Below are 19944 nucleotides of genomic sequence, written 5' to 3' on the forward strand. Positions count from 1 at the left end.
GCAAGTCGGCGACGGAGGCCGCAAATCAGGTGTCCAGCGGAGCGTAGGCGCAGGTCAGCCCCTTGCCCATCCTGCCCTGCACGCGAACGCCTTCGGGCGTCTCATAGATCCACATGCCGTAGCCGTCCACGATCCGGTAGATCCGGTATACCTTCGGGATCTCCAGCACCACCGCATTGTCGCGGAAGCAGGTGATCTTCCAGACATCCGGCGGCGGCGACTCGGCCGAATCGGGTTCCGGCGCGGGAGCGGGGACTGCCGCGGCGGATACGGGCTCCATCACTGGATCGGGCGCGGCGTCCGTCGTGCAGCCGCCGAGAATGCAGCCCGCCATCACCGCCCCCAGCCCCGCCGCGCGCATCCTCATTCGACCGTCTCCGCCTCTCATCCCCATGACGGACGGGAGGATGAAGCGTCCGGCGGCGGTCGGTCAACCGGGGCGGGGATTATTCGGCCGGAGCCGCCCCGGCGGTTTCCAGATGGGAGGTGCAGTTCGGGCAGCGGACGGCCTTGATCGGAATCGAGGACATACAGAACTGGCAGGTCTTGGAGGTTTCGGCGGGCGGGGCCGCCGGCTTCTCGGTCATCTTCTTCAGCCGGTTGATCTGCTTGACCAGCAGGAACACGGCGAAGGCGATGATCAGGAAGTTTATGATCGCCATCAGGAACAGGCCGTAATTGATCGTGGCTATTCCCGCTTCCTGCGCGGCGGCGACGCTGTCGACCGGTTGGTCGGTCAGGTTGATGAACAGGTTAGAGAAATCGACATTGCCCAGAAGCAGCCCGATCGGCGGCATCAGGATGTCGGCGACAAGGGATTTCGTGATCGCGCCGAACGCGGCGCCGATGATGATCCCGATCGCGAGGTCCATGACGTTTCCGCGCAGCGCGAAGTCCCGGAATTCCTTCAACATGGTGATTCCCCCGGATCCGTTGGTTGGCGTCGCCCAGCGACGAACGAATCATCCCATGGCGGCGGGGGCGCGACAAGCGCCGACAGGCTGGAGTCCAAACGCCGCCGCTGTTAGGATCGCCCGTATGGAACAAATGACGAACGGAAGGCTGGACATGCCCGCCACCGCGCTGATAACGCGCGGGGTGCGACGATGGCTGGCGGCGCTCGGCATGGCGAGCGTGACGGAGTTCACGCTGAAGACCGGCCGCCGGGCGGACGTCATGGCCGTGGACGCGGCTGGGTGCCTGACCATCGTGGAGGTGAAAAGCTCCATCGCAGACTTCCGCGCCGACCGGAAGTGGCATGAATACGCGCCATTCTGCGACCGTTTTTATTTCGCGGTCGGCGAGACTTTTCCGGTCGACATACTGCCCGACGACAGCGGCATCCTGGTCGCCGACGCCTATGGCGCGATCGTCCTGCGCGACGCGCCGGCGATGAAGATGGCCGGCGCCAGGCGGAAGGCGCTGACCCTCAGGCTCGCCATGGTCGCCGGCGCGCGCCTTCATCTGGCGGAGGATCCGGGGCTGCCGCTGGCGGGCTGACCGCCCGACGCCGCCGGCCGCTCTTGTCCGCCCGCACGCTACGGGCTAGCTTCTTGGCCGTTTTCCGGTGCAACGGGTGGACGCGATGCAGTCCTTGTTCTTCCTGATCGATTCGATCCTGGCTCTCTACTTCTGGATCATCATCATTTCGGCGATCCTGAGCTGGCTGGTCGCGTTCAACGTCGTCAACACCAGCAACCGCATCGTCTATACGATCGGCGATGTGCTCTACCGCCTGACCGAGCCGGCGCTGCGGCCGATCCGGCGCTTCATGCCCAATCTGGGCGGCATCGATTTGTCGCCGGTCGTGCTGCTGCTGCTGATCGGTTTCGTGCGCAACCTGCTGCGCGAATACTGGTTCCGCCTGCTCTAAAGATTCCTTCTTCCGATCCGATTGTCCGGGAGGCGAAGCGATGATCAAAGCTTACAGCCGTCGCGACGGGCGGGTCGTGGACCGGGACCTGTCGCCGGGGGACGAAGCGCCGGCCGACGCGATCTGGATCGATGCGCTGCACCCGTCGGAGGAGGAGCGGGCATACCTATCCGACATCCTCTCCATCGACCTGCCGACCCGCGCGGACATGGAGGAGATCGAGGCCTCCAGCCGGATCTATGTCGAGGACGGCATCAGCTTCATGACCGCGCCGATCGTGGCGAAGGCCGATTCGGGCCGGCCGGAACTGGGCGCGATGACCTTCGTCCTGACGCCGCGCCTGCTGGTGACGCTGCGCTTCGTCGATCCCAAGAGCATCCCGATCTTCGTCCAGCGGCTGCAGCGCCAGCCGGATCTGTGCGACAACGCCCACGAAACGCTCGTCAGCCTGCTGGAAACGGTGGTCGACCGCTGCGCCGATGTCGTCGAACTGATCGCCAAGAGGCTGGAGAGCCTGTCGGAGCGGATCTTCCGCGCCGACGCCGCTTCCCCGCGCCGGCACCCGGAGGCGGAACTCCACGATGTGATGCGCGTCATTGGCCGGTCGGGGGAACTGATGGGCAAGATGCGCGACAGCCTGGCCGGGCTGGAGCGGATCGCCGCCTACCTGTCCAGCACCGAAACAGTGCAGGGGATGAAGGATGTCCGGGTGCGCCTGAAGACCGTGCAGCGCGACCTGCGCTCCCTTTCCGAACATTCGAACTTCCAGTCCCAGCGGATATCGTTCCTGCTCGACGCGACGCTCGGCGTCATCAATATCGAACAGACGGCGATCATCAAGATCTTCTCCGTCGCCGCCGTCGCCTTCCTGCCGCCGACCCTGATCGCCAGCATCTACGGTATGAATTTCGACCTCATGCCGGAACTGTCCTGGCCGTTCGGCTACCCGATGGCGCTGGCGCTGATGCTGGCGTCCGCCGTCCTGCCCCTGTGGTTCTTCCGCCGCCGGGGCTGGCTCTGATGACCGGCGCGACCCTCAACCTCGCCGTCGCCGGACTGGCGCTGCTGGCGGTGCATTTCGGCCTGTCGAGCACCGGCCTTCGCGAACGGCTGGCGGAGCGGCTGGGGGAAAGCGCCTATCTCGGCCTCTATTCCCTGATCGCCGCGGCGCAGTTCGTCTGGCTGATCTGGGCCTATGTGACGGCGTCGCCGGGCGTGCTCCTCTGGTCGGCTTACCCGTGGGGGAACTATCTGACGATCGTCCTCATGCCGCTGTCGCTCGTCCTGCTGGTCGGCGGCGTCACGATGCGGAACCCCACCGCCGTCGGCGGGCACGGCCAGCTTGACGATCCGGTGCCGGCCCGCGGCGTCCTGCGCATCACGCGCAATCCGGTCATGTGGGGCATCGGCCTCTGGGCGCTGGGCCATCTGATCGCCAATGGCGACGCGGCATCGGTGCTGTTCTTCGGGACGCTCGCGGTCCTGGCGCTTCTGGGATCGATGCTGATCGACCTGAAGCACCGGACCCGGAAGGGCGCCACGTTCGCCTCCTTCGAACTCGCGACCTCGAACCTGCCGTTCGTGGCCATGATGCAGGGCCGTCAGAGCCTGGGCAGGGCGATGAAGGAATTCGGCGCGGCGCGGCTGGCGCTGGTGGTCGTCCTCTATGCCCTGCTGCTTCACGGCCACGCATGGCTGCTCGGGGTTTCCCCCATACCGGGCTGAGGGGTCAGAGGAAGGTCTCCTCAAGGTCGATCGTCGTCTCCACCCCGATGCCGGCGCGGTTCGCCGCCAGCCAGCCATCCGCCGCGGCGCGGCCCCATTCTCTCAACTGCGTCAGGAATGCCCAGTCCGCGTTCAGCTTGCTGGCGACGCCAAGCCCCGCCATGCCGGTCTCGTCGCCGATCATGTGCAGATTGACGTATTTGTAGTCCGTGGGCGGAAGCTGCGCGCGGCGCATCAGCTTCTGGACGAAGGCGATCGCGCGGACCTCGCGCATCAGCGTGGAGTTGAAGCTGATCTCGTTCACCCGGTTGGCGATGTCGGCCGCCGACTTGGGGATCTCGTCGCGTGTCAGCGGGTTGATCTGGACGATCGCGATGTCGGGGCTGCGGCAATTGTAGATCAGCGGGTAAAGGGCGGGATTGCCCATATAGCCGCCATCCCAATAGGCCTCCCCGTCGATCTCCACCGCCCGATAGACCGTCGGCAGGCAGGCCGATGCCAGCAGAGCGTCGATGGAAAGGTCGCCGTCGGCGAATATGCGCGCCTTGCCCGTGCGGACATTGGTCGCGCAGACGAACAGCTTGATTCTGCGGCAAGCCCGTAGCTCGCCCTCATCGATCACCCGCTCCAGCACGTCGCGCAACGGGTTAAAATCCATCGGGTTGAACTGATAGGGGGAGACGGCGCGCGTCAGCGCGTCGAAGAACTGGAAGGCGGGCGAATAATCCAGGTTCCAGGGATTGCCGACCAGCCCGTCGAACAGGCCGCGCTGGAGCGGGCTGAACCGCCCGGCGTCGGAAACGGCGCGCCAGAATTCCTCCAGCATCGCCTTCGCGCCGGCGGGACCGTCCCGCTCATAGCCGATCGCCAGCATCGCGGCGTTCATCGCCCCGGCGCTGGTGCCGCTGATGCCTTCGAGGGTCAGCCCGTCCTCGTCCAGCAGCCGGTCCAGCACGCCCCAGGTGAAGGCGCCGTGCGCGCCGCCGCCCTGGAGCGCGAGGTTGAGGGTCTTCGCTTCCTCGCGCCGGTCCTTTGGCCGGTTCTTTTGGCGGGCCATGCCGCCGCCCTTCGCGGCCGGGCTACTTCCCGGCCATCGCCCCCAGCCGCAGGCGCAGCGCGTTCAGCTTGATGAAGCCTTCGGCGTCGCGCTGGTCGTAGACCTCGTCTTCCTCGAAGGTCACGTAGTCCAGGCGGTAGAGGCTGTTCGGGCTCTTGCGGCCTACGACGGTGACGGAGCCCTTGTAGAGCTTCAGCCGGACGATCCCCGTCACCTTCTCCTGGGTCTTGTCGATCAGCGCCTGGAGGGCCTCCCGCTCCGGCGCGAACCAGAAGCCGTTATAGATCAGCTCCGCATAGCGGGGCATCAGCTCGTCCTTCAGGTGCCCCGCGGCGCGATCCAGCGTGATCGATTCCATGGCGCGATGGGCGGTCAGCAGGATCGTACCGCCCGGCGTCTCGTAGACGCCCCGGCTCTTCATGCCGACGAACCGGTTCTCCACCAGATCCAGCCGTCCGACGCCATGCTGGCCCGCCAGTTCGTTGAGGCGGGTCAGCAGCGCCGCCGGCGACAGCTTCTTGCCGTCGATCGCGACCGGGTCGCCGCCCGCGAACTCCACCTCCACATAGGCCGGCTTGTCCGGTGCATCCTCAGGCGCGACCGTGCGGGTGAACATGTCCTCCGGCGGCTCCTCCCAGGGGTCCTCCAGGATGCGGCCTTCATAGGAGATGTGCAGCAGGTTGGCGTCGGTGGAGTAGGGCGGTTCCCCGCGCTTGCTGGTGGCGATCGGGATCTGCCGCTCCTCGGCATAGGCCAGCAGCTTGGTGCGGCTGTTCAGATCCCATTCCCGCCAGGGCGCGATGATCTTGATATGCGGGTTCAGCGCATAGGCCCCCAGCTCGAACCGCACCTGGTCGTTGCCCTTGCCGGTCGCGCCGTGGGAAACGGCGTCGGCCCCCGTCTCCGCCGCGATCTCCACCAGATGCTTGGAGATGAGGGGCCGGGCGATGGAGGTACCCAGAAGGTAGGTGCCCTCATAGAGCGTATTCGCCCGGAACATCGGGAAGACGAAGTCGCGCACGAACTCCTCCCGCAAATCGCGGATGAAGATGTGCTCGGGCTTGACGCCCATCATCTCCGCTTTCTTGCGCGCCGGCTCCACCTCCTCGCCCTGGCCCAGATCGGCGGTGAAGGTGATGACCTCGCATCGGTAGGTGTCCTGAAGCCACCGAAGGATGACGGAGGTATCGAGCCCTCCCGAATAGGCCAGGACGACGCGCTTGATCTCACCGCTCATGGACAGCACTTTCCGGATTCTGATGGGCAAAAAACGGCGGCACATTAGGGCCTGGGCCGGTCCGCATCAAGGCTGGCGCGCCAAGGCGGGAGCGGGCAGAATCAGCGGCCCGGCAATCCGATCCCAGGGAACCCGATGCTCCGCCCCCTCTTCCGCGCCCTGCTGATCCTTGTCATGGCGACCGGCGCGGCGCTCGCCCAGCCGATCACGATGGATTCCTTCATCGCCGGCTATTACCGGTCGCCCGACCCGGCGGAAGCGGTCGACAGGCTGGCGGCGCTCGATTTCGACAGCTATCTCCCGACCGACGATGCGGCCCGGCGCGAACATGGAATCGTGCTGCTTTCCACCTTCTACGCCCATGTGCTGCACAAAGCGCCGGATGCGGCCGACAGGCTGATCGGTCGAACGATTTCGGCGGAGGATCCGGAGAAAGCGCTGGTAGCCGCCATCGCCATCGCGCGATCCGGCATGTCCGGTTCGGCGGTCGCGCTCGACCGGCTTGCCCGTGCGGGCGCGCTGCCGGATGGCGTCTGGGAAGGGATAAGGGCGATGCAGCCCTACCCGTTCCCGACGATGGACCCGCGCACCCATCCGGAACTGGACGTGATGTGGATGTCCTTCTTCGCCACCGGCGATGCGCTCTATGTGGAGCGGGTGGCCGGGCGGCTGGCGGCCCTGGACGAGGCGGAGCTGGCGGCGGGTGAGGTGACGGCCGTGCCGGGAGAGAATCCGCTGATCGACACGGTCGCGGCCGTCGGCGCCTATTGGTCGCTGGAGGCGAACGCCCGCCAGGACGATAGCGTGCTGTCGATCCTGCGGCGAATCGCGGAGGAGCGGTCCGACAAGGTTGGCCGTATCGCCGGCATGATCGTGGAGGAGGTCAGCGCGGGTCGGTAGCGTCGCCGGCCTTCTCCGTGCCCGGCCAGCGGACATAGGCCAGCACCCAGAGCGCGACCACGCCCGCATAGGGGATGAGAAAGACGAAGACCCAGAGCGGCGACCGTCCCGCGCGCAGGAAGACGATCCCGAAGATGCAGAGCGTGTAGGTGATCGCCACCGAGATGATGAGGTGGCTCAGCCACGGCGCCATGTCGCTGAAGAAATAGAGCATCTCTCCGAAGGACTGCATCTCAGCGTCTCCGCCGGGGGCGTGCGGGAGCGGCCGGCCGATTGGGCCAGCGCTGGAAGACCAGCGCCGATCCGATCAGCGCCGGGCCCAGCACCGGGACCGCGATCAGCACCGCCCATGCCGGGGCGAGCCCCGCCCGTTTCAGGATGCGCGCCAGCGGCCACAGGGCGGCCGCCGCCATGATGAAGTGGATCGTCAGCGGGTCGCGATACCAGGCGATCGCGCCGGCGGCCAAGTCGGTTTCCATTTCGGATGTATATTCAGAAGTTCAGAGGATTGCCGGCACCCTAGCCCCTGTCCCGCCTCAAGTCTCCCAGGATTTCCTCATGCCTTCCGTGCATGAGGTTTCTTTATTGGTCATTCCGGACTTGATCCGGAATCCATGGGCCGTGGCCGCTTCGCCGTCGGTGCAAGAGAGGCCACGGTTCCGGCCGGCATCGATGCCGCATGGATGCCGGATCAAGTCCGGCATGACGGTTTCGAGGGGCCCTCAGGCCAGCTTCGCCCTTAGCTGGATGTCGACGCCGGCGAGAGCCTTCGACACCGGGCAGTTCTGCTTCGCCACGTCGGCCAGTTCCTGGAACTTGGCGTTCTCGATGCCGTCCACCGCGCTTTCGTTCTCCAGCTCGATCCGGGTGATGGCGAATCCGCCATCCTTCGATTCCAGATGCACCTTGGCGGTGGTGTGGATGCGTTTGGGCTTGAAGCCCTCATTGCCGAGGATCAGCGAGAACGCCATGGAGAAGCACCCGGCATGGGCGGCGCCGATCAGCTCTTCCGGATTGGTGCCGGGGCCGCTCTCGAAGCGGGATTTGAAGCCGTACTCGCCCTTGTAGGCGCCCGATCCCAGCGCCATCGTGCCGGAGCCGTCCTTGAGGCCGCCGGTCCATTCGGCGGTCGCCGTGCGCGTGGTCATCTCTCTATCTCCCTGTTGCGGTCGGATCTACAACACACGACAGGCTAGATAGGGGCCGAAACGGCGGAGTCCACAGCCGGGCGTGCGCGACGTTGCCGCACGCTGTCGGATTTGAGCTGTCCGCAGGCCGCCTGGATGTCGCGGCCGCGCGGCGTCCGCACCGGGCTGGCGTAGCCGGCCTCCATCAGCACCTCGGAGAAGCGCTGGATCGCCTCCTTCGTGGAGCACTCATAGGGCGCGCCGGGCCACGGGTTGAACGGGATCAGATTGACCTTGGCCGGGATGCCGTCCAGCAGGCGGACCAGTTCCCGCGCGTCGGCCAGCGTGTCGTTGACGCCCTTCAGCATCACATATTCGAAGGTGATGCGGCGGGCGTTGCTGGTGCCGGGATAGGCGCGGCAGGCGTCCAGCAGTTCCTTCACCGGGTATTTCCGGTTGAGCGGCACCAGTTCGTCCCGCAACTCGTCCGTCACGGCGTGCAGGCTGACCGCCAGATTGACCCCCAGCTCCTCCCCGCAGCGCTGCATCATCGGGACGACCCCGGAGGTCGACAGCGTGATGCGCCGGCGGGAGATGGAGATGCCCTCGCCATCCATGACGATGCGCATCGCCTTGGCGACATTGTCGAAATTGTAGAGCGGCTCGCCCATGCCCATCAGGACGATGTTGGTCAGCTTCCGCTCCCCCTCCGGAGCGCGCCAATCCTCCAGCCGGTCGCGGGCCAGCATCACCTGGCCCACGATCTCGGACGCTTCCAGGTTGCGGACCAGGCGTTGGGTGCCGGTGTGGCAGAAGCGGCAGGTCAGCGTGCAGCCGACCTGGGAGGAGACGCAGAGCGTGCCGCGATCCTCCTCCGGGATGTGGACGGTCTCGACCTCCTGGCCGTCATCCATGCGCAGCAGCCATTTGGCGGTGCCGTCGAAGCTGTGCTGGCCCCGGCTCTCCGCCGGCCGCGCCACGACGAACCGTTCCGCGAGGCGCGTGCGCAGGGGCTTGGCGATATTCGACATGCGGTCGAAATCCGTCTCGCCGGCATTGTAGATCCAGCGCCAGAGCTGCTGTGCGCGGAAGGCGGGTTCCCCCATCTCCGTCACTGCGGCCGCCAGTTCGTCGCGCGACAGACCGGCCAGATTGACGCGGCCGTCCGCGCGGGGCGGCGGCGGGGCGAAGAGGCTTGCGTGGCTGTCGAGGCCCATGAGGTCCATTTCCATAAGTCGACGGCCCTTCCGCCGATGCGGAAAGGCCGTTAAAGCGCCAGGGATCTTACCATCCGCCGACGGCGGCGGAAACGCCGGAGACTAAACGCCGCAGGCCTGGTTGATCTGCTCGTGCGAGGCGGTGAAGCCGAGAAGGCTGTACGTGTCCGTCGTCAGCGTGCCACGGCTGGACGTACCCCTGACCACCATGTCGGTGCCGGCCTTCATCGCCTCGATCAGCGCCTGGTCGTCCTCGTCCGTCGCCCAGGCGGTGTCCTGGTCGGTGAACAGGGAGAAGGTCCGGTTGCCGATCGTCACCTCGACCTCGCTGCCGCTCTCATAGGTGTAGCCGGTCAGGATGCTGACCACGTTCGTGCTGTTCTCCCCCGGCCGGTGGGTCACCAGCAGGAAGACATCGCCGCGGGAGGTATAGTTCCCTTCCTCGCTGGTCGGCTTGCTGGCGATGTAGCAGACCGGATTGCCGTTCTCCATATACTGGAAGGCATGCCAGTCACGGTTGCTGCCGAGATATTCCACATCCTGCGCTTGCGCCTCCCAGGGAGTCGCGGTGAGCAGGACCAGCATGAGGCCGGCGAGGGCGAGGCAGGCGAGGCGAGCGTTCTTCAACATGGCGCCACACTATATGGATTTCGAAAACGGATTCTAGGGTGAATCACCCTGCGGGGACCGCCGGTTTCCCAGACTATTATGACGATTTTGCGGTATCGCCGGCATAGAGAGGGTGGGCCAGGAGAGGGTGGGACGTTCAGGCGCGGGGCCGCTTGAAGGCGGGGGCGCCGTGGACATGGGGCGGCAGCGCCTCCGTCGGTCCGCCCGGCCGGACCGGGCGGGGCGCGTGGCGGCCCAGCGTCAGCAGTCGGTCATACATCACCAGCGCGCCGGCGAGCGACAGGTTGATCGAGAAGCGGGTCGGAATCCTGACGATATGGGCGCACCGGGCCACCAACTCCGGCGACAGGCCTCCGCGCTCCGGCCCCAGCACGTAGGCCGCCTGACGGGGATGGCGGAAGCTGGGCAGGTCGATCGATTCGTCCATCAGCTCGATCCCCACCAGATCGCAGCCGTTGGGCAGGTCCAGCGCATCGAGGTTGTCATAGGTATAGAGCGGCACGTTCTTCGCGGCTTCCGACGTGTCGGCGGCGCGGAAGCCCTTTATGTCCGTCGCCGGGGCGATGGTGAAGGCGAAGCTGGCGCCGAAGGCATGGGCCGTCCGCATCAGCGCGCCGACATTCGCCGGCTTGCTGACGCCTTCGACGCCGATGCCGAAATATCCCTTCATCGAACCCTTGTTCCCGCTTGTCCTCGCGAATCGGCGGCACCTTGCATGGCGTCGGCGCGCGAGGCAAGGTGTGCGCCGCTTTCCGCTCCTTTCGCACCGCCCCATTCACCCGTCCCGAGGCCAGATCCGATGTCGCATCACCATCCGCTCGATCCGACGAACGATAATCGCGCCGCAGCGTCCGGCCGCGCCGATCTGCGCCGCGAGGGCGACCCGATCGTCGTTGAGGTGACGCGGGGGCCGATCGTCGAAAGCCGGCATCGCGGCATCGCCGTCATCGCCGACGCCCACGGAAGGGTCCAAGGCCATTGGGGCGATCTCGGCCGGTCGATCTACCCCCGGTCCGCGATCAAGTCGCTCCAGGCGCTGCCGCTGGTGGAAAGCGGCGCGGCCGACGCCTTCTCCGTGTCGGAGGAGGAGCTGGCGCTCTCCTGCTCCTCTCACAATGGCGAGAAGGTGCATACGAAATCGGTTGCGGCGTGGCTGGACCGCATGGGGCTTTCCGCCGACGATCTGGAATGCGGGGCGCAGATTCCCTACGATTCCGCGACCGCCGAGGCGCTGGTCCGGGACGGCGTCCCGACCTCCGCCCTGCACAACAACTGTTCGGGCAAGCATGCGGGGTTCCTCGCGGTGGCGAAGCATCTGGGGGAGCCGACCGGCGGCTATGTCCGGTTCGACCATCCGGTGCAGCAGCGCATCCTGGGCATCCTGGAACAGATGACCGGGCAGGAACTGGGCGACGCCCCCTGGGGTGTCGATGGCTGCTCCATCCCGACCGTCGCCGTGCCGCTGGGCGGGCTGGCCGTCGCCATGGCGCGGCTGGCCGATCCGGAAGACCTGCCGGAGAAGCGGGCGGAGGCGGCGGTGCGGCTTCGAACCGCCTGGGGAAAGCATCCCTACCTGATCGCCGGGCGAGACCGGTTCGACACGGCGGTCATGAAGGCGGGCCAGGGACGGTTCATGGTCAAGGCGGGCGCGGAGGGCGTCTCCTGCGCCGTGCTGCCGGAACAGGGGCTGGGCATCGCGGTGAAGATCGAGGACGGGGCGGAGCGCGCGGCCAGCGTTGCCATGGCCGCCCTGCTGCGCCATGTCGGCGCGCTGGACGATGCCGGCTGGGCCAGCCTGGGCGACGCCGGCCATCCCGTGCTGAAGAACCGGCGGGGGCTTGAGGTCGGGCAGGTGCGCGCGGCGGACGGGTTCCCCGGGTGAGGAAGCGGAAGGAAGGCGCGCCCGACTCCGTCCGCGCCCAGTACGAAGCCTACCCTTACCCCGCCCGCGATCCCCGCGACGAGAAGAAGCGGCTGATCGTCGGATCGCCCTCCTGGCTGGATGAGCTGGTCCACTATCTGTTCGGCGGCCGGTGGGAGAAGGGCCGGCCCTTCCGCGCGCTGGTCGCCGGCGGCGGCACGGGCGACGGGCTCGTCATGCTGGCCCAGCATTGCGCCGACCAAGGGCTGGACGCGCGCATCGACTATGTCGACCTTTCGACGGAATCGCGCCGGATCGCGGAGGCGAGGGCGGAGGCGCGCGGGCTGACGAGCATGATCCGCTTCCATACCGGATCGCTTCTCGACCTCGCGACGCTGGCGCCGGGTCTCTACGACTACATCGATTGCTGCGGCGTTCTGCACCATCTGCCGGACCCGGCGGCGGGCCTTGCGGCCTTGCGCGACCGGCTGGCGCCGGAAGGCGGGATGGGGCTGATGGTCTATGGGACTCATGGGCGGACGGGCGTCTATCCGCTGCAGAGCGCGCTCCGCCGGCTGGGCGGCGGGCTTTCCGACGCCGACAGGGTGGCGCTGGCCAAACGGCTCGTGGCGTCCCTGCCGGAGACGAACTGGTTCCGCCGCAACGCCTTCCTGGGCGACCACAGGGCCAGCGATGCCGGCCTCTACGACCTGCTTCTGCACAGCCAGGACCGGGCCTATACGGTGCCGGAGATCGCGAAATGGGTGGCTGGGGCGGGGCTGGAGATCGTCAGCTTCATCGATCCCGCCCGCTACGACCCCGCCCATTATCTCGGCGACCCGCGCCTGCGGGGTCGGCTGGAGGGTCTGGGCCCGCTGGACCGGGCGGCGCTGGCGGAGGAGCTTTCGGGCGCCTTCAAGACGCACATCTTCTATGTCCGCCATGCCGGCGCGGAGGGCCGGATCGCCTCTCCCGACGATCCGGGGATGCGGCCGGTCCTGCGCGGTCTGGACGGGCCGACCATGGCGAAGTCGCTGAAGCCCGGCCAGCCGATCACGCTGCGCTATGACGGACTGACGGCGCGACCGTCGCTGCCGGCGACCGCGCCCGCCATGCTGGCGCTGGTCGACGGCGAACGGACGCTCGGCGAGATTCGTCTTCTATTGGCGGAGAGGCGGGGGGAAGACCTCTCCTGGACGGCGTTCCATAAGGATTTCACTGCCCTTTATCGTGTGCTCAACGGGTTCGGGAAGCTGTTCCTCCGCCGGTAGAGCGGAAGGAAGTTCCTTGGATCAGGCGCGCCAGAACGGCTTGGCGATCTCCTGCGCCGCCACATGGCGGTCGAGCCCGATATCGTTCAGCATGCGATCGTCCAACTGCGCCAGACGCCGGCGCGCCCGGAACCGGAACTGCCACTGCCACAGCGTGTCGAGCGGATTGCGGGCAGGCCCGGATCCGGCCGCGAACGCAGAGGAACGGACAACCTCAGCCATAGTGATGGACCTTATCGAAAATGGGGGGAGCGACGTTTCAATGAAGCGCCAACACCATCAATTTGCTGGGAACGAAGCGGATTTTCAAAAGATCATTTTTCATGTGTAATATTAGAAAAACTTATGCCTTAACGGAGCGGTCACAATGGTCCGGTTGCCTTCCCTGAAAGCGTTGCGGGTGTTCGAGGCGGCGGGGCGCAACCTTTCCTTCACCCGCGCGGCGGCGGAGCTTCATGTGACCCAGGCGGCGGTCAGCCACCAGATCAAGACGCTGGAGGAGGAGTTGGGCATCCAGCTTTTCCGCCGCGGCCATCGCGGCCTGTTGCTGACGGATGCCGGGCAGGCCTACCTGCCGGAGGTGCGGGCCGCCTTCGAACGGCTGACGGCGGCGACGGGGAAGCTTAGGGCGCAAGACGCTACGGGGCCGCTGATCGTCAGCGTCCTGCCCTCCTTCGCCGCCAGATGGCTGGTGCCCCGGCTGCGCCGCTTCCGCGACGGCAACCCAGATATCGACGTCCGCGTCTCCGCCACCGACCGGCCGGTCGATTTCGACCGCGACGATATCGACCTGGCGATCCGCTACGGCGCCGGTTCCTATAGCGGCCTGGCCGCCAACCGTTTCCTGACGGAGGAATTCTTCCCGGTATGCAGTCCGGCGCTGGCCGAAGGCGACGTGAATGGACGCCCACCTTTGCGCGCGCCTGAGGATCTGCGCTGGCACACGCTGCTGCATGACGACATGGCGACCGACTGGCCGATGTGGCTGCTGGCCGCGGGCGTGGCCGGCCTCGACCCCCGCCGGGGGCCGGCCTTCACCGATTCCTCCATGCTGCTGCAGGCGGCGGTCGACGGGCAGGGGGTGGCGCTGGGCCGCAGCGCGCTAGCGGCGGACGACCTCGCCGCCGGCCGGCTGATCCGGCCCTTCGACATCAGCCTGCCTACGGAATACGCCTATTACATCCTGTGCCCGGAACGCGACGCCCAGCGCCCGAAGATCGTCGCTTTCCGCGACTGGCTGCTGGAGGAGGCCGCCCGCGATCCGAAGGCGGCGACGGGTTGAGCGGTTGGGACTTATGCCTTTCCCCCTCGTCCTGAGCCTGTCGAAGGACGCGGGCACACATGGTTCGACTGGCTCACCATGAGGGGGTTGGGCGAGTTGTTCCTTTGCTGGACATTCTGGTGAGGCTCGCCCGGCATCGACGCCGTATGGATGCTGGATCAAGTCCAGCATGACATTGTTTTTGTTGGTCATTCCGGACTTGATCCGGAATCCATGGGCCGGCGCAGCTTCGCCGCGCGGCTACGATCCCGTCCGCTCCCCGCCCGCCATTTCCGGGCGGGGGACGGTGAAGGCGCGGAGGAAGAAGTCGCGGAAATCCTCCATCGGCCTTGCCGCCACCCCCGGCCCCGGAACCATGCCGGGGACGAAGCCCCAGCCCCGGAACGGGGCCAATAGGGAGGGATCGCCGCTGACGATGTGGATCGGGACGTCCGGCGGCGCGCCCGGCCCGGTCACCACCGGCGCCGGCTGGTGATCGCCCAGGATGATCGCGAGATCCCCTTGGTCCAGATGGCGGGCGGCCCAGGAGGCCAGTATGTCGATGGAGGCGCCGACCGATCGGGCGTAGTAGGCGCGGATCGAACCGGGATCGCGCCAGACGATCTCCGGCGGCTCGCCATTATCGACGAAGCGGTGGAAGATGCGGCCGTCCCCGATCAGGCTCCAATCCTCGATCACCTCCGGGACCGGGGTCCAGGGGGCGTGGCTGCCGATCAACGCGGCGACGGTGAAGATGGGCGGGCGACCCGTTTCCGACAATTCCTGTCGTTCCAGGAAGGCGAGCGCGTACTGGTCGGGAATCGTGCCCCAATACCAGAGCGGCCCCTCATAGTTCATGTCGTGGGCGTCGTGGATCGCGTCGAACCCCATCATCTCGCCCTCCGGCCAGGGCAGGGTGATCGCCGGCATCAGCCCGACGGTGCGATAGCCGGCCCGGCCCATCAGGTCGGTCAGGGTTCGGCGGTCGCCGGTCAGCAGCAGGCTGTAGAGCGTCTGGTCGGCGATCCTGAGGCCTGACAGCAGCGTGGAATGGGCAAGCCAGGACTGGCCGCCGACGGTGGGGGAATCGAGCCGCCCCGAAACCCCCGACAGCCCGGCAGCGGCCAGCTTGTCCTCGAACGCCGCCAGCCGGGCCGCCATGACCGGAGCGAATTGCGAATCGTCCAGCGCCGTCACGCCGTAGCTCTCCACGAAGATCACGAAGACGTCGGCCTCGCGCAGGCCCGCCGCCAGCGTCTCTCCGTCCAGCCCCGCGAAAGCGTCCTGATCCGCGGCGGCGCGGAAGGCGGCGTGACGGTCCAGCGTCCGGGCCATCTGGTCGACCTGGAAGGCGACCGCCCCGCCGGCGCTGGCCACGACCGGACGCCACGGCGTCTGGAAGGTTGCGCCAAGGAGGAACAGCAGAAGCCCGGCCGGCAGGACGATGCCGAGCGCGATCCGCCCGTCCCGGCGGCGCGCCAGCCGCTCGACGACGCGCAGCGCCAGCGCGATCAGCCAGAAGCAGGCGACAAGCCCCAGCGCCGCGCCCAGCAGCAGGGCGACCGATTCCGCCGCGCCGACGGTCGTCCGGAGAACGGTATAGAGCGCCGGGACCAGCGTCACGTCGAGGAAGAGGTTGAGCGGCCGGGCCACCACGGACTGGGCCGTCAAATCCATCAGCCTGAGCGCGACCAGCGCCGTCAGCAGGATGGCGAGCGTGATGCGCAAGGGCCGGCGGCCGGGCAGCAGGGCGACCAGCGCGAAGGCGATCCCGACCTCGACCGCCAAAGCCAGATGGAGCGGGCCGAACAGTTCGGTTGGCCAGCGCGGCAGGTTGAGCGCGAGGCTGATCACCGCCCAAAGCGCCACGATCCCCACCGCCGCTGCCGCCACCCTGCCCACCATGCCTTCACCGAACAATCATCGAACGCCCTCAGTAAGGGAGGGTCGCCGGAAGGCATGGTCAAGGGCCATGGCGAAAAGGGCTGCCGGTCGAACCGGCAGAACGCACACCAATACCGTCATGCTGGACTCGATCCAGCATCCATGCGGTATCGATGGAGGCAGGGACAGCGACCGGTCCTTCGCCGCCGGCGCAGCGGCGAGGGCCTATGGATTCCGGATCAAGTCCGGAATGACCAACAAAAACAATGTCATGCTGGACTTGATCCAGCATCCATGCGGCGTCGAGGATGCCCGGGCGGCGGCCGGTCTTCGCCCGTCGGTGAAGCGGCCATGGCCCATGGATTCCTGCTCGGGGGCCGGAATGACCAACTGAAGTACCTTCGTGGCCTCTCGAACGATATGCACAGGGAATTCTACGCAATCAGCCGCCCAGCGCCGGGACCAGGCGGTCCATCGCCTTTTCCAGATGGGCGTGGGAGCCGGCGAAGCAGAGGCGGAGATAGCCTTCGCCGCCCTCGCCGAAGGCCGATCCGGGGGCGAGGCCGACGCCAGCCCTGTCGATGAGGCTCTTGGCCAGCGCGATGCTGTCGGTCTCCCCCTCCACGCCGAAGAGCAGGTAGAAGGCGCCGGCCGGGCGGGTCAGGCGGATGTTGGGCAGCGTCTCCAGCCGGCTGCAGACGATCTCCCGCCCCTTCCGGCACCGCTCCACCAGCGCGTCGACGGTCGGGTCGCCGTCGTTCAGCGCCGTCGCCGCGCCGTGCTGGAGGAAGGTGGTCGTGCCCGACGTGTTGAACTGCACCAGATTCTCATAGACCCGGCCCAGCGCCGGCGGGGCGACCACCCAGCCGATGCGCCAGCCGGTCATCGACCAGTTCTTGGAGAAGGTGTTGATGACGATCAGCCGGTCGTCGGGTTCCGTGATCTCCAGGAAGGAGGGCGCGCGGGACCCCTCCGGCCCGTCATAGACGAAGCGGCCATAGACCTCGTCGGCGATGATCCAGATGCCGCGGCCACGGGCGAAGTCCCGCAAGGCGATCATGTCCTCCTCCGGCATGATCCAGCCGGTGGGGTTGGACGGCGAATTGATGAAGATCGCGCGCGTCTTCGGTCCGCAGGCATCGACCAGCCGGTCGAGGTCGAGCCGCCATCCGTCCTCACGCCTCTCCGTCGCCACCTGGCGGACGGTTCCGCCGGTGATGCGGGCGGCGGAGAAGATGTTGGGCCATACCGGAGAGACGGCGACCATCTCGTCCCCCGGCCCGACCAGCATCTGCATGGTCAGCATGATCGCCTGCATGCCCGATGTCGTGACCGTCAGCCGGTCTGTGGCGACGGGAACGCTGTAGAGCCGTTCAAGATAGTCCGACAGCGCCTGGCGCAGCGGCGGGATGCCCCGCTGATAGGTGTAGAAGGTGTTGCCGGCCTTCAGCGCCGTCGTCGCGGCCTCGCCGATGAAGTCGGGCGTGGGCAGGTCGCCCTCGCCGAACCAGAGCGGCAGCAGCCCCTCCTTCTCCCGCCCGTAATTGGCGACGATCAGGATGCCGCTTTCCGGCAGTTGGGCGATCTCCGGCCGGATCGCCGAAAGAAGGTCGTCGCCTGCCGTCTGCCCGTCCATGAATCCCGCTCCAGCATGTCCGTTGGTCTCGACTGGCGAGACTATCAGCGGCTTTCCGCTGCCGGTAGGGGCGGATTGTCAGCGGACAATGCTGGTGAATAACGCCGCGGGCCGTTCAGAAATCCGAGCAGCGGCCGTTGACCTCCCAGTCGCCATAGCGGGTGGGTTCGGGGCCGTCGCGGCCGCCGATCTCCCCCGGCTTCTGGATCTGTTCCGCCGGCCGGGGCGGGCGGTGCTCCTTCGCCTTCGAGGGGGCGGGGCGCGCGGGGTCCGGCTTCTCTGGAGCGTTCCGGATGCGATGTTCCTTCATCATCGTCCTCATATGGCTCCGGAATCGCCGCAGGTCCACCGTTTGGAGCGGGCGCTTGGAACGAGGGCTGTGCATCCTTACCTACTTTCTGGGTTTCGGCATCGAAAGGATATCGAGAACATGGCCGGCTATATGAAAACGGCGGTGCTCCTGGCCGGCATGACGGCCCTGTTCCTGGGAGCCGGCTTCCTGCTGGGCGGGCAGAGCGGCATGATGATCGCCCTGCTGGTCGCGCTGGGCATGAATGCCTTCGCCTACTGGAATTCCGGCAAGATGGTCCTGCGCATGCACAATGCGCGGGAGGTCGACGCCCGGACCGCGCCGGAGTTCCACGGCATGATGCGGCAGCTTTCCGAGCGCGCCGGCCTGCCGATGCCGCGCGTCTTCCTGATCGAGACGGACCAGCCCAACGCTTTCGCCACCGGCCGCAATCCCGAGAACGCCGCCGTCGCCGCCACGACCGGCCTGCTACGGCGGCTGAGCTCGGAGGAGGTGGCGGGGGTGATGGCGCACGAGCTGGCCCATGTGAAGAACCGCGACACGCTGATCATGACGGTGACGGCGACGCTGGCCGGCGCGCTCTCCATGCTGGCCAATTTCGCGATCTTCTTCGGCGGCAACCGGAACAACCCGATGGGCTTCGTCGGAGTCATACTGACCATGATCCTCGCTCCCATCGCCGCCATGGTGGTGCAGATGGCGATCAGCCGGGGCCGGGAATACGAGGCCGACCGGATCGGCGCGGAGATCTGCGGAAAGCCGCTCTGGCTCGCGGCGGCGCTGGAGAAGATCGACGCGTTCTCCCGCCGGATCGACTATCACGCGGCCGAGCGCAATCCGGCGACCGCGCACATGTTCATCATCAATCCGCTGCACGCCCACAAGGTGGACAGCCTCTTCTCCACCCATCCGAAGACCGCCAACCGCGTCGCCCGGCTGCGCGAAATGGCGGGCGCGCCCTCCGCCGCCGCCCAGCCGGCGGGACCGTGGGGGTGAAGGGCGCGATCCGGCTGCTGAGGCCTTCCGACTACCGCCGGATGCCGTGGAGGAACGGCGGCGGCGAGACGGTCGAGATCGCGCGGCGGGAGGAGAACGGCGCCACCCTCTGGCGGGTCAGCATCGCCGATGTCGACCGGCCGGGCGACTTCTCGGCCTTTCCCGGCCTTGAACGCGTGATCGCCGTGGCGGACGGCGTCGGCATGCGCCTTCATGTCGGGAGCGAGAATCCGGTGACCCTGACGCCGGAGGATCTTCCCTTCCGTTTCTCCGGAACGGCCGCCACGCGCTGCGAACTGCTTGAGGGGCCGATCCGGAACTTCAACCTGATGATCGACCCTCTGCGGACCGCCGGATCGCTGGCGAGGATAGCCGGCCCCGCCGACCATGCCATTCCGGCGACCGCTGGGACGATCCTGGTCCATGCCCTGGCCGGGCCATGCGGCCTCACGGTGGTCGACGAGACGGTCGAGATCGACGAGGGCATGACGGCGATGGTCGAAGGCATGGGGGCCGCTCTCCACGTCCGGGGCCAGGCGATGGTCGCGACCATCGGGGCGGTTCCGTCATGACCAGCCATATCGGAGCCGTCGCGCTGCTCGTCCGCGATTATGACGAGGCCATTGCCTACTATACCGGGATGCTCGGGTTCGATCTGATCGAGGACTCCGATATGGGCGGCGGCAAAAGGTGGGTACTGGTCGCGCCGCCGGGATCGCGGGAGACGCGCCTGCTGCTGGCCCGCGCCGCCACGCCGGAGCAGGCAGCCCGCATCGGCGATCAGACGGGCGGGCGGGTCTTCCTCTTCCTCCAGACCGATGATTTCCACAGGGACCATCGGGAGTTCAGCGCGCGGGGCGTGAAATTCCTGGAAGCGCCGCGCGAGGAACTTTACGGCACGGTCGCGGTCTTCGAGGATATCTACGGCAACCGCTGGGATTTGCTGCAGTTGCGGTGAT

General features: G+C 67.1%; 25 protein-coding genes. 11 read left to right on the forward strand and 14 right to left on the reverse strand.

Going from position 1 to position 19944, the window contains the following annotated elements; all coding sequences use genetic code 11:
- Positions 1–25: 25 nt before the first annotated feature.
- On the reverse strand, positions 26–367 hold the full coding sequence (locus AAFN89_RS05115) for a hypothetical protein (protein ID WP_347536575.1): 342 nt from the start codon (positions 365–367) through the stop codon (positions 26–28).
- A gap of 79 nt (positions 368–446) precedes the next feature.
- Positions 447–914: a large conductance mechanosensitive channel protein MscL gene (gene mscL / locus AAFN89_RS05120; protein WP_347536577.1), complete on the reverse strand. Its 468-nt coding sequence runs from the start codon at positions 912–914 to the stop codon at positions 447–449.
- Positions 915–1038: 124 nt separating this feature from the next.
- Between mscL and AAFN89_RS05125 the strand changes: the two genes are divergently transcribed.
- The 4 genes from AAFN89_RS05125 (at position 1039) to AAFN89_RS05140 (ending at position 3598) form a co-directional block, all read left to right on the forward strand.
- Positions 1039–1500, forward strand: coding sequence for an MmcB family DNA repair protein (locus AAFN89_RS05125; protein WP_347536579.1), 462 nt, complete (start codon positions 1039–1041; stop codon positions 1498–1500).
- Between the two features lie 85 nt (positions 1501–1585).
- A complete protein-coding gene (locus AAFN89_RS05130) occupies positions 1586–1873 on the forward strand; it encodes a YggT family protein (RefSeq protein WP_347536581.1) in 288 nt (95 codons plus the stop codon).
- A gap of 40 nt (positions 1874–1913) precedes the next feature.
- Positions 1914–2894, forward strand: a complete 981-nt coding sequence (gene corA / locus AAFN89_RS05135; RefSeq protein WP_347536583.1) for a magnesium/cobalt transporter CorA — start codon at positions 1914–1916, stop codon at positions 2892–2894.
- Positions 2894–3598 carry an NnrU family protein gene (locus AAFN89_RS05140; protein ID WP_347536585.1) on the forward strand — a complete coding sequence of 235 codons (705 nt, stop codon included), beginning with the start codon at positions 2894–2896 and terminating at the stop codon, positions 3596–3598. Before corA ends, AAFN89_RS05140 begins: the two co-directional genes overlap by 1 nt.
- 4 nt (positions 3599–3602) lie before the next feature.
- On the opposite strand, the gene AAFN89_RS05145 is transcribed toward AAFN89_RS05140, so the two are convergent.
- Both AAFN89_RS05145 and AAFN89_RS05150 read right to left on the reverse strand, forming a co-directional pair.
- Positions 3603–4655, reverse strand: coding sequence for a patatin-like phospholipase family protein (locus tag AAFN89_RS05145; protein WP_347536587.1), 1053 nt, complete (start codon positions 4653–4655; stop codon positions 3603–3605).
- A gap of 22 nt (positions 4656–4677) precedes the next feature.
- Positions 4678–5892, reverse strand: coding sequence for an argininosuccinate synthase (locus tag AAFN89_RS05150; RefSeq protein WP_347536589.1), 1215 nt, complete (start codon positions 5890–5892; stop codon positions 4678–4680).
- A gap of 135 nt (positions 5893–6027) precedes the next feature.
- Between AAFN89_RS05150 and AAFN89_RS05155 the strand changes: the two genes are divergently transcribed.
- On the forward strand, positions 6028–6792 hold the full coding sequence (locus AAFN89_RS05155; RefSeq protein WP_347536591.1) for a hypothetical protein: 765 nt from the start codon (positions 6028–6030) through the stop codon (positions 6790–6792).
- On the opposite strand, the gene AAFN89_RS05160 is transcribed toward AAFN89_RS05155, so the two are convergent.
- The 6 genes from AAFN89_RS05160 to AAFN89_RS05185 form a co-directional block, all read right to left on the reverse strand.
- Positions 6776–7024: a hypothetical protein gene (locus AAFN89_RS05160; RefSeq protein ID WP_347536593.1), complete on the reverse strand. Its 249-nt coding sequence runs from the start codon at positions 7022–7024 to the stop codon at positions 6776–6778. The two genes, AAFN89_RS05155 and AAFN89_RS05160, sit on opposite strands and share 17 nt — an antisense overlap.
- Before the next feature lies 1 nt (position 7025).
- Positions 7026–7271: a hypothetical protein gene (locus tag AAFN89_RS05165; RefSeq protein ID WP_347536595.1), complete on the reverse strand. Its 246-nt coding sequence runs from the start codon at positions 7269–7271 to the stop codon at positions 7026–7028.
- Between the two features lie 243 nt (positions 7272–7514).
- On the reverse strand, positions 7515–7940 hold the full coding sequence (locus AAFN89_RS05170; protein WP_347536597.1) for an OsmC family protein: 426 nt from the start codon (positions 7938–7940) through the stop codon (positions 7515–7517).
- 44 nt (positions 7941–7984) lie between these two features.
- Entirely contained in the window at positions 7985–9136 is a 1152-nt protein-coding gene (gene rlmN, locus AAFN89_RS05175; RefSeq protein ID WP_347536599.1) for a 23S rRNA (adenine(2503)-C(2))-methyltransferase RlmN, read from the reverse strand.
- 102 nt (positions 9137–9238) lie between these two features.
- Entirely contained in the window at positions 9239–9766 is a 528-nt protein-coding gene (locus AAFN89_RS05180; protein WP_347536601.1) for an invasion associated locus B family protein, read from the reverse strand.
- 136 nt (positions 9767–9902) lie between these two features.
- The gene (locus tag AAFN89_RS05185) at positions 9903–10436 is read right to left on the reverse strand and encodes an RNA methyltransferase (RefSeq protein ID WP_347536603.1); all 534 of its coding nucleotides are present in this window, start codon (positions 10434–10436) and stop codon (positions 9903–9905) included.
- A 129-nt stretch (positions 10437–10565) separates the two neighbouring features.
- On the opposite strand from AAFN89_RS05185, the gene AAFN89_RS05190 reads away from it, so the two are divergent.
- The gene (locus AAFN89_RS05190; RefSeq protein WP_347536605.1) at positions 10566–11648 is read left to right on the forward strand and encodes an asparaginase; all 1083 of its coding nucleotides are present in this window, start codon (positions 10566–10568) and stop codon (positions 11646–11648) included.
- Positions 11645–12898, forward strand: coding sequence for a class I SAM-dependent methyltransferase (locus AAFN89_RS05195; RefSeq protein WP_347536607.1), 1254 nt, complete (start codon positions 11645–11647; stop codon positions 12896–12898). The genes AAFN89_RS05190 and AAFN89_RS05195 overlap by 4 nt, the downstream gene beginning before the upstream one ends.
- A 21-nt stretch (positions 12899–12919) precedes the next feature.
- Here the strand turns inward: AAFN89_RS05195 and AAFN89_RS05200 are convergent, their stop codons facing one another.
- A complete protein-coding gene (locus AAFN89_RS05200) occupies positions 12920–13120 on the reverse strand; it encodes a DUF1127 domain-containing protein (protein ID WP_347536609.1) in 201 nt (66 codons plus the stop codon).
- Positions 13121–13265: 145 nt separating this feature from the next.
- Here AAFN89_RS05200 and AAFN89_RS05205 point away from each other — a divergent pair, with 145 nt between their 5' ends.
- Positions 13266–14180, forward strand: a complete 915-nt coding sequence (locus tag AAFN89_RS05205; protein ID WP_347536611.1) for a transcriptional regulator GcvA — start codon at positions 13266–13268, stop codon at positions 14178–14180.
- 240 nt (positions 14181–14420) lie between these two features.
- On the opposite strand, the gene AAFN89_RS05210 is transcribed toward AAFN89_RS05205, so the two are convergent.
- The 3 genes from AAFN89_RS05210 to AAFN89_RS05220 all read right to left on the reverse strand — a co-directional run bounded on the left by AAFN89_RS05210 (position 14421) and on the right by AAFN89_RS05220 (position 17989).
- On the reverse strand, positions 14421–16064 hold the full coding sequence (locus tag AAFN89_RS05210; protein WP_347536613.1) for a hypothetical protein: 1644 nt from the start codon (positions 16062–16064) through the stop codon (positions 14421–14423).
- Between the two features lie 421 nt (positions 16065–16485).
- Positions 16486–17679 carry a pyridoxal phosphate-dependent aminotransferase gene (locus AAFN89_RS05215; protein WP_347536615.1) on the reverse strand — a complete coding sequence of 398 codons (1194 nt, stop codon included), beginning with the start codon at positions 17677–17679 and terminating at the stop codon, positions 16486–16488.
- A gap of 115 nt (positions 17680–17794) precedes the next feature.
- Complete coding sequence (locus tag AAFN89_RS05220; RefSeq protein WP_347537035.1) at positions 17795–17989, reverse strand: succinate dehydrogenase assembly factor 4; 195 nt, start codon at positions 17987–17989, stop codon at positions 17795–17797.
- Positions 17990–18109: 120 nt separating this feature from the next.
- On the opposite strand from AAFN89_RS05220, the gene htpX reads away from it, so the two are divergent.
- The 3 genes from htpX to AAFN89_RS05235 are packed head-to-tail and all read left to right on the forward strand — an operon-like array spanning position 18110 to position 19943.
- The gene (gene htpX, locus AAFN89_RS05225; protein WP_347536617.1) at positions 18110–18985 is read left to right on the forward strand and encodes a zinc metalloprotease HtpX; all 876 of its coding nucleotides are present in this window, start codon (positions 18110–18112) and stop codon (positions 18983–18985) included.
- Positions 18982–19557 carry a HutD family protein gene (locus AAFN89_RS05230; RefSeq protein ID WP_347536621.1) on the forward strand — a complete coding sequence of 192 codons (576 nt, stop codon included), beginning with the start codon at positions 18982–18984 and terminating at the stop codon, positions 19555–19557. Before htpX ends, AAFN89_RS05230 begins: the two co-directional genes overlap by 4 nt.
- The gene (locus AAFN89_RS05235) at positions 19554–19943 is read left to right on the forward strand and encodes a VOC family protein (RefSeq protein ID WP_347536623.1); all 390 of its coding nucleotides are present in this window, start codon (positions 19554–19556) and stop codon (positions 19941–19943) included. The genes AAFN89_RS05230 and AAFN89_RS05235 overlap by 4 nt, the downstream gene beginning before the upstream one ends.
- Position 19944 lies beyond the last annotated feature (1 nt).

Origin of the sequence: Inquilinus sp. CAU 1745, from assembly GCF_039839375.1 — a bacterium.
Classification (GTDB): Bacteria; Pseudomonadota; Alphaproteobacteria; order DSM-16000; family Inquilinaceae; genus JBDOQU01.

What these genes read in the sequence shown, in the direction of transcription:
- AAFN89_RS05115 (WP_347536575.1), bottom strand. Translation starts at nt 367, where the DNA reads ATGAGGATGCGCGCGGCGGGGCTGGGGGCGGTGATGGCGGGCTGCATT.
- mscL (WP_347536577.1), bottom strand. Translation starts at nt 914, where the DNA reads ATGTTGAAGGAATTCCGGGACTTCGCGCTGCGCGGAAACGTCATGGAC.
- AAFN89_RS05125 (WP_347536579.1), top strand. Translation starts at nt 1,039, where the DNA reads ATGGAACAAATGACGAACGGAAGGCTGGACATGCCCGCCACCGCGCTG.
- AAFN89_RS05130 (WP_347536581.1), top strand. Translation starts at nt 1,586, where the DNA reads ATGCAGTCCTTGTTCTTCCTGATCGATTCGATCCTGGCTCTCTACTTC.
- corA (WP_347536583.1), top strand. Translation starts at nt 1,914, where the DNA reads ATGATCAAAGCTTACAGCCGTCGCGACGGGCGGGTCGTGGACCGGGAC.
- AAFN89_RS05140 (WP_347536585.1), top strand. Translation starts at nt 2,894, where the DNA reads ATGACCGGCGCGACCCTCAACCTCGCCGTCGCCGGACTGGCGCTGCTG.
- AAFN89_RS05145 (WP_347536587.1), bottom strand. Translation starts at nt 4,655, where the DNA reads ATGGCCCGCCAAAAGAACCGGCCAAAGGACCGGCGCGAGGAAGCGAAG.
- AAFN89_RS05150 (WP_347536589.1), bottom strand. Translation starts at nt 5,892, where the DNA reads ATGAGCGGTGAGATCAAGCGCGTCGTCCTGGCCTATTCGGGAGGGCTC.
- AAFN89_RS05155 (WP_347536591.1), top strand. Translation starts at nt 6,028, where the DNA reads ATGCTCCGCCCCCTCTTCCGCGCCCTGCTGATCCTTGTCATGGCGACC.
- AAFN89_RS05160 (WP_347536593.1), bottom strand. Translation starts at nt 7,024, where the DNA reads ATGCAGTCCTTCGGAGAGATGCTCTATTTCTTCAGCGACATGGCGCCG.
- AAFN89_RS05165 (WP_347536595.1), bottom strand. Translation starts at nt 7,271, where the DNA reads ATGGAAACCGACTTGGCCGCCGGCGCGATCGCCTGGTATCGCGACCCG.
- AAFN89_RS05170 (WP_347536597.1), bottom strand. Translation starts at nt 7,940, where the DNA reads ATGACCACGCGCACGGCGACCGCCGAATGGACCGGCGGCCTCAAGGAC.
- rlmN (WP_347536599.1), bottom strand. Translation starts at nt 9,136, where the DNA reads ATGGGCCTCGACAGCCACGCAAGCCTCTTCGCCCCGCCGCCGCCCCGC.
- AAFN89_RS05180 (WP_347536601.1), bottom strand. Translation starts at nt 9,766, where the DNA reads ATGTTGAAGAACGCTCGCCTCGCCTGCCTCGCCCTCGCCGGCCTCATG.
- AAFN89_RS05185 (WP_347536603.1), bottom strand. Translation starts at nt 10,436, where the DNA reads ATGAAGGGATATTTCGGCATCGGCGTCGAAGGCGTCAGCAAGCCGGCG.
- AAFN89_RS05190 (WP_347536605.1), top strand. Translation starts at nt 10,566, where the DNA reads ATGTCGCATCACCATCCGCTCGATCCGACGAACGATAATCGCGCCGCA.
- AAFN89_RS05200 (WP_347536609.1), bottom strand. Translation starts at nt 13,120, where the DNA reads ATGGCTGAGGTTGTCCGTTCCTCTGCGTTCGCGGCCGGATCCGGGCCT.
- AAFN89_RS05205 (WP_347536611.1), top strand. Translation starts at nt 13,266, where the DNA reads ATGGTCCGGTTGCCTTCCCTGAAAGCGTTGCGGGTGTTCGAGGCGGCG.
- AAFN89_RS05210 (WP_347536613.1), bottom strand. Translation starts at nt 16,064, where the DNA reads ATGGTGGGCAGGGTGGCGGCAGCGGCGGTGGGGATCGTGGCGCTTTGG.
- AAFN89_RS05215 (WP_347536615.1), bottom strand. Translation starts at nt 17,679, where the DNA reads ATGGACGGGCAGACGGCAGGCGACGACCTTCTTTCGGCGATCCGGCCG.
- AAFN89_RS05220 (WP_347537035.1), bottom strand. Translation starts at nt 17,989, where the DNA reads ATGAAGGAACATCGCATCCGGAACGCTCCAGAGAAGCCGGACCCCGCG.
- htpX (WP_347536617.1), top strand. Translation starts at nt 18,110, where the DNA reads ATGGCCGGCTATATGAAAACGGCGGTGCTCCTGGCCGGCATGACGGCC.
- AAFN89_RS05235 (WP_347536623.1), top strand. Translation starts at nt 19,554, where the DNA reads ATGACCAGCCATATCGGAGCCGTCGCGCTGCTCGTCCGCGATTATGAC.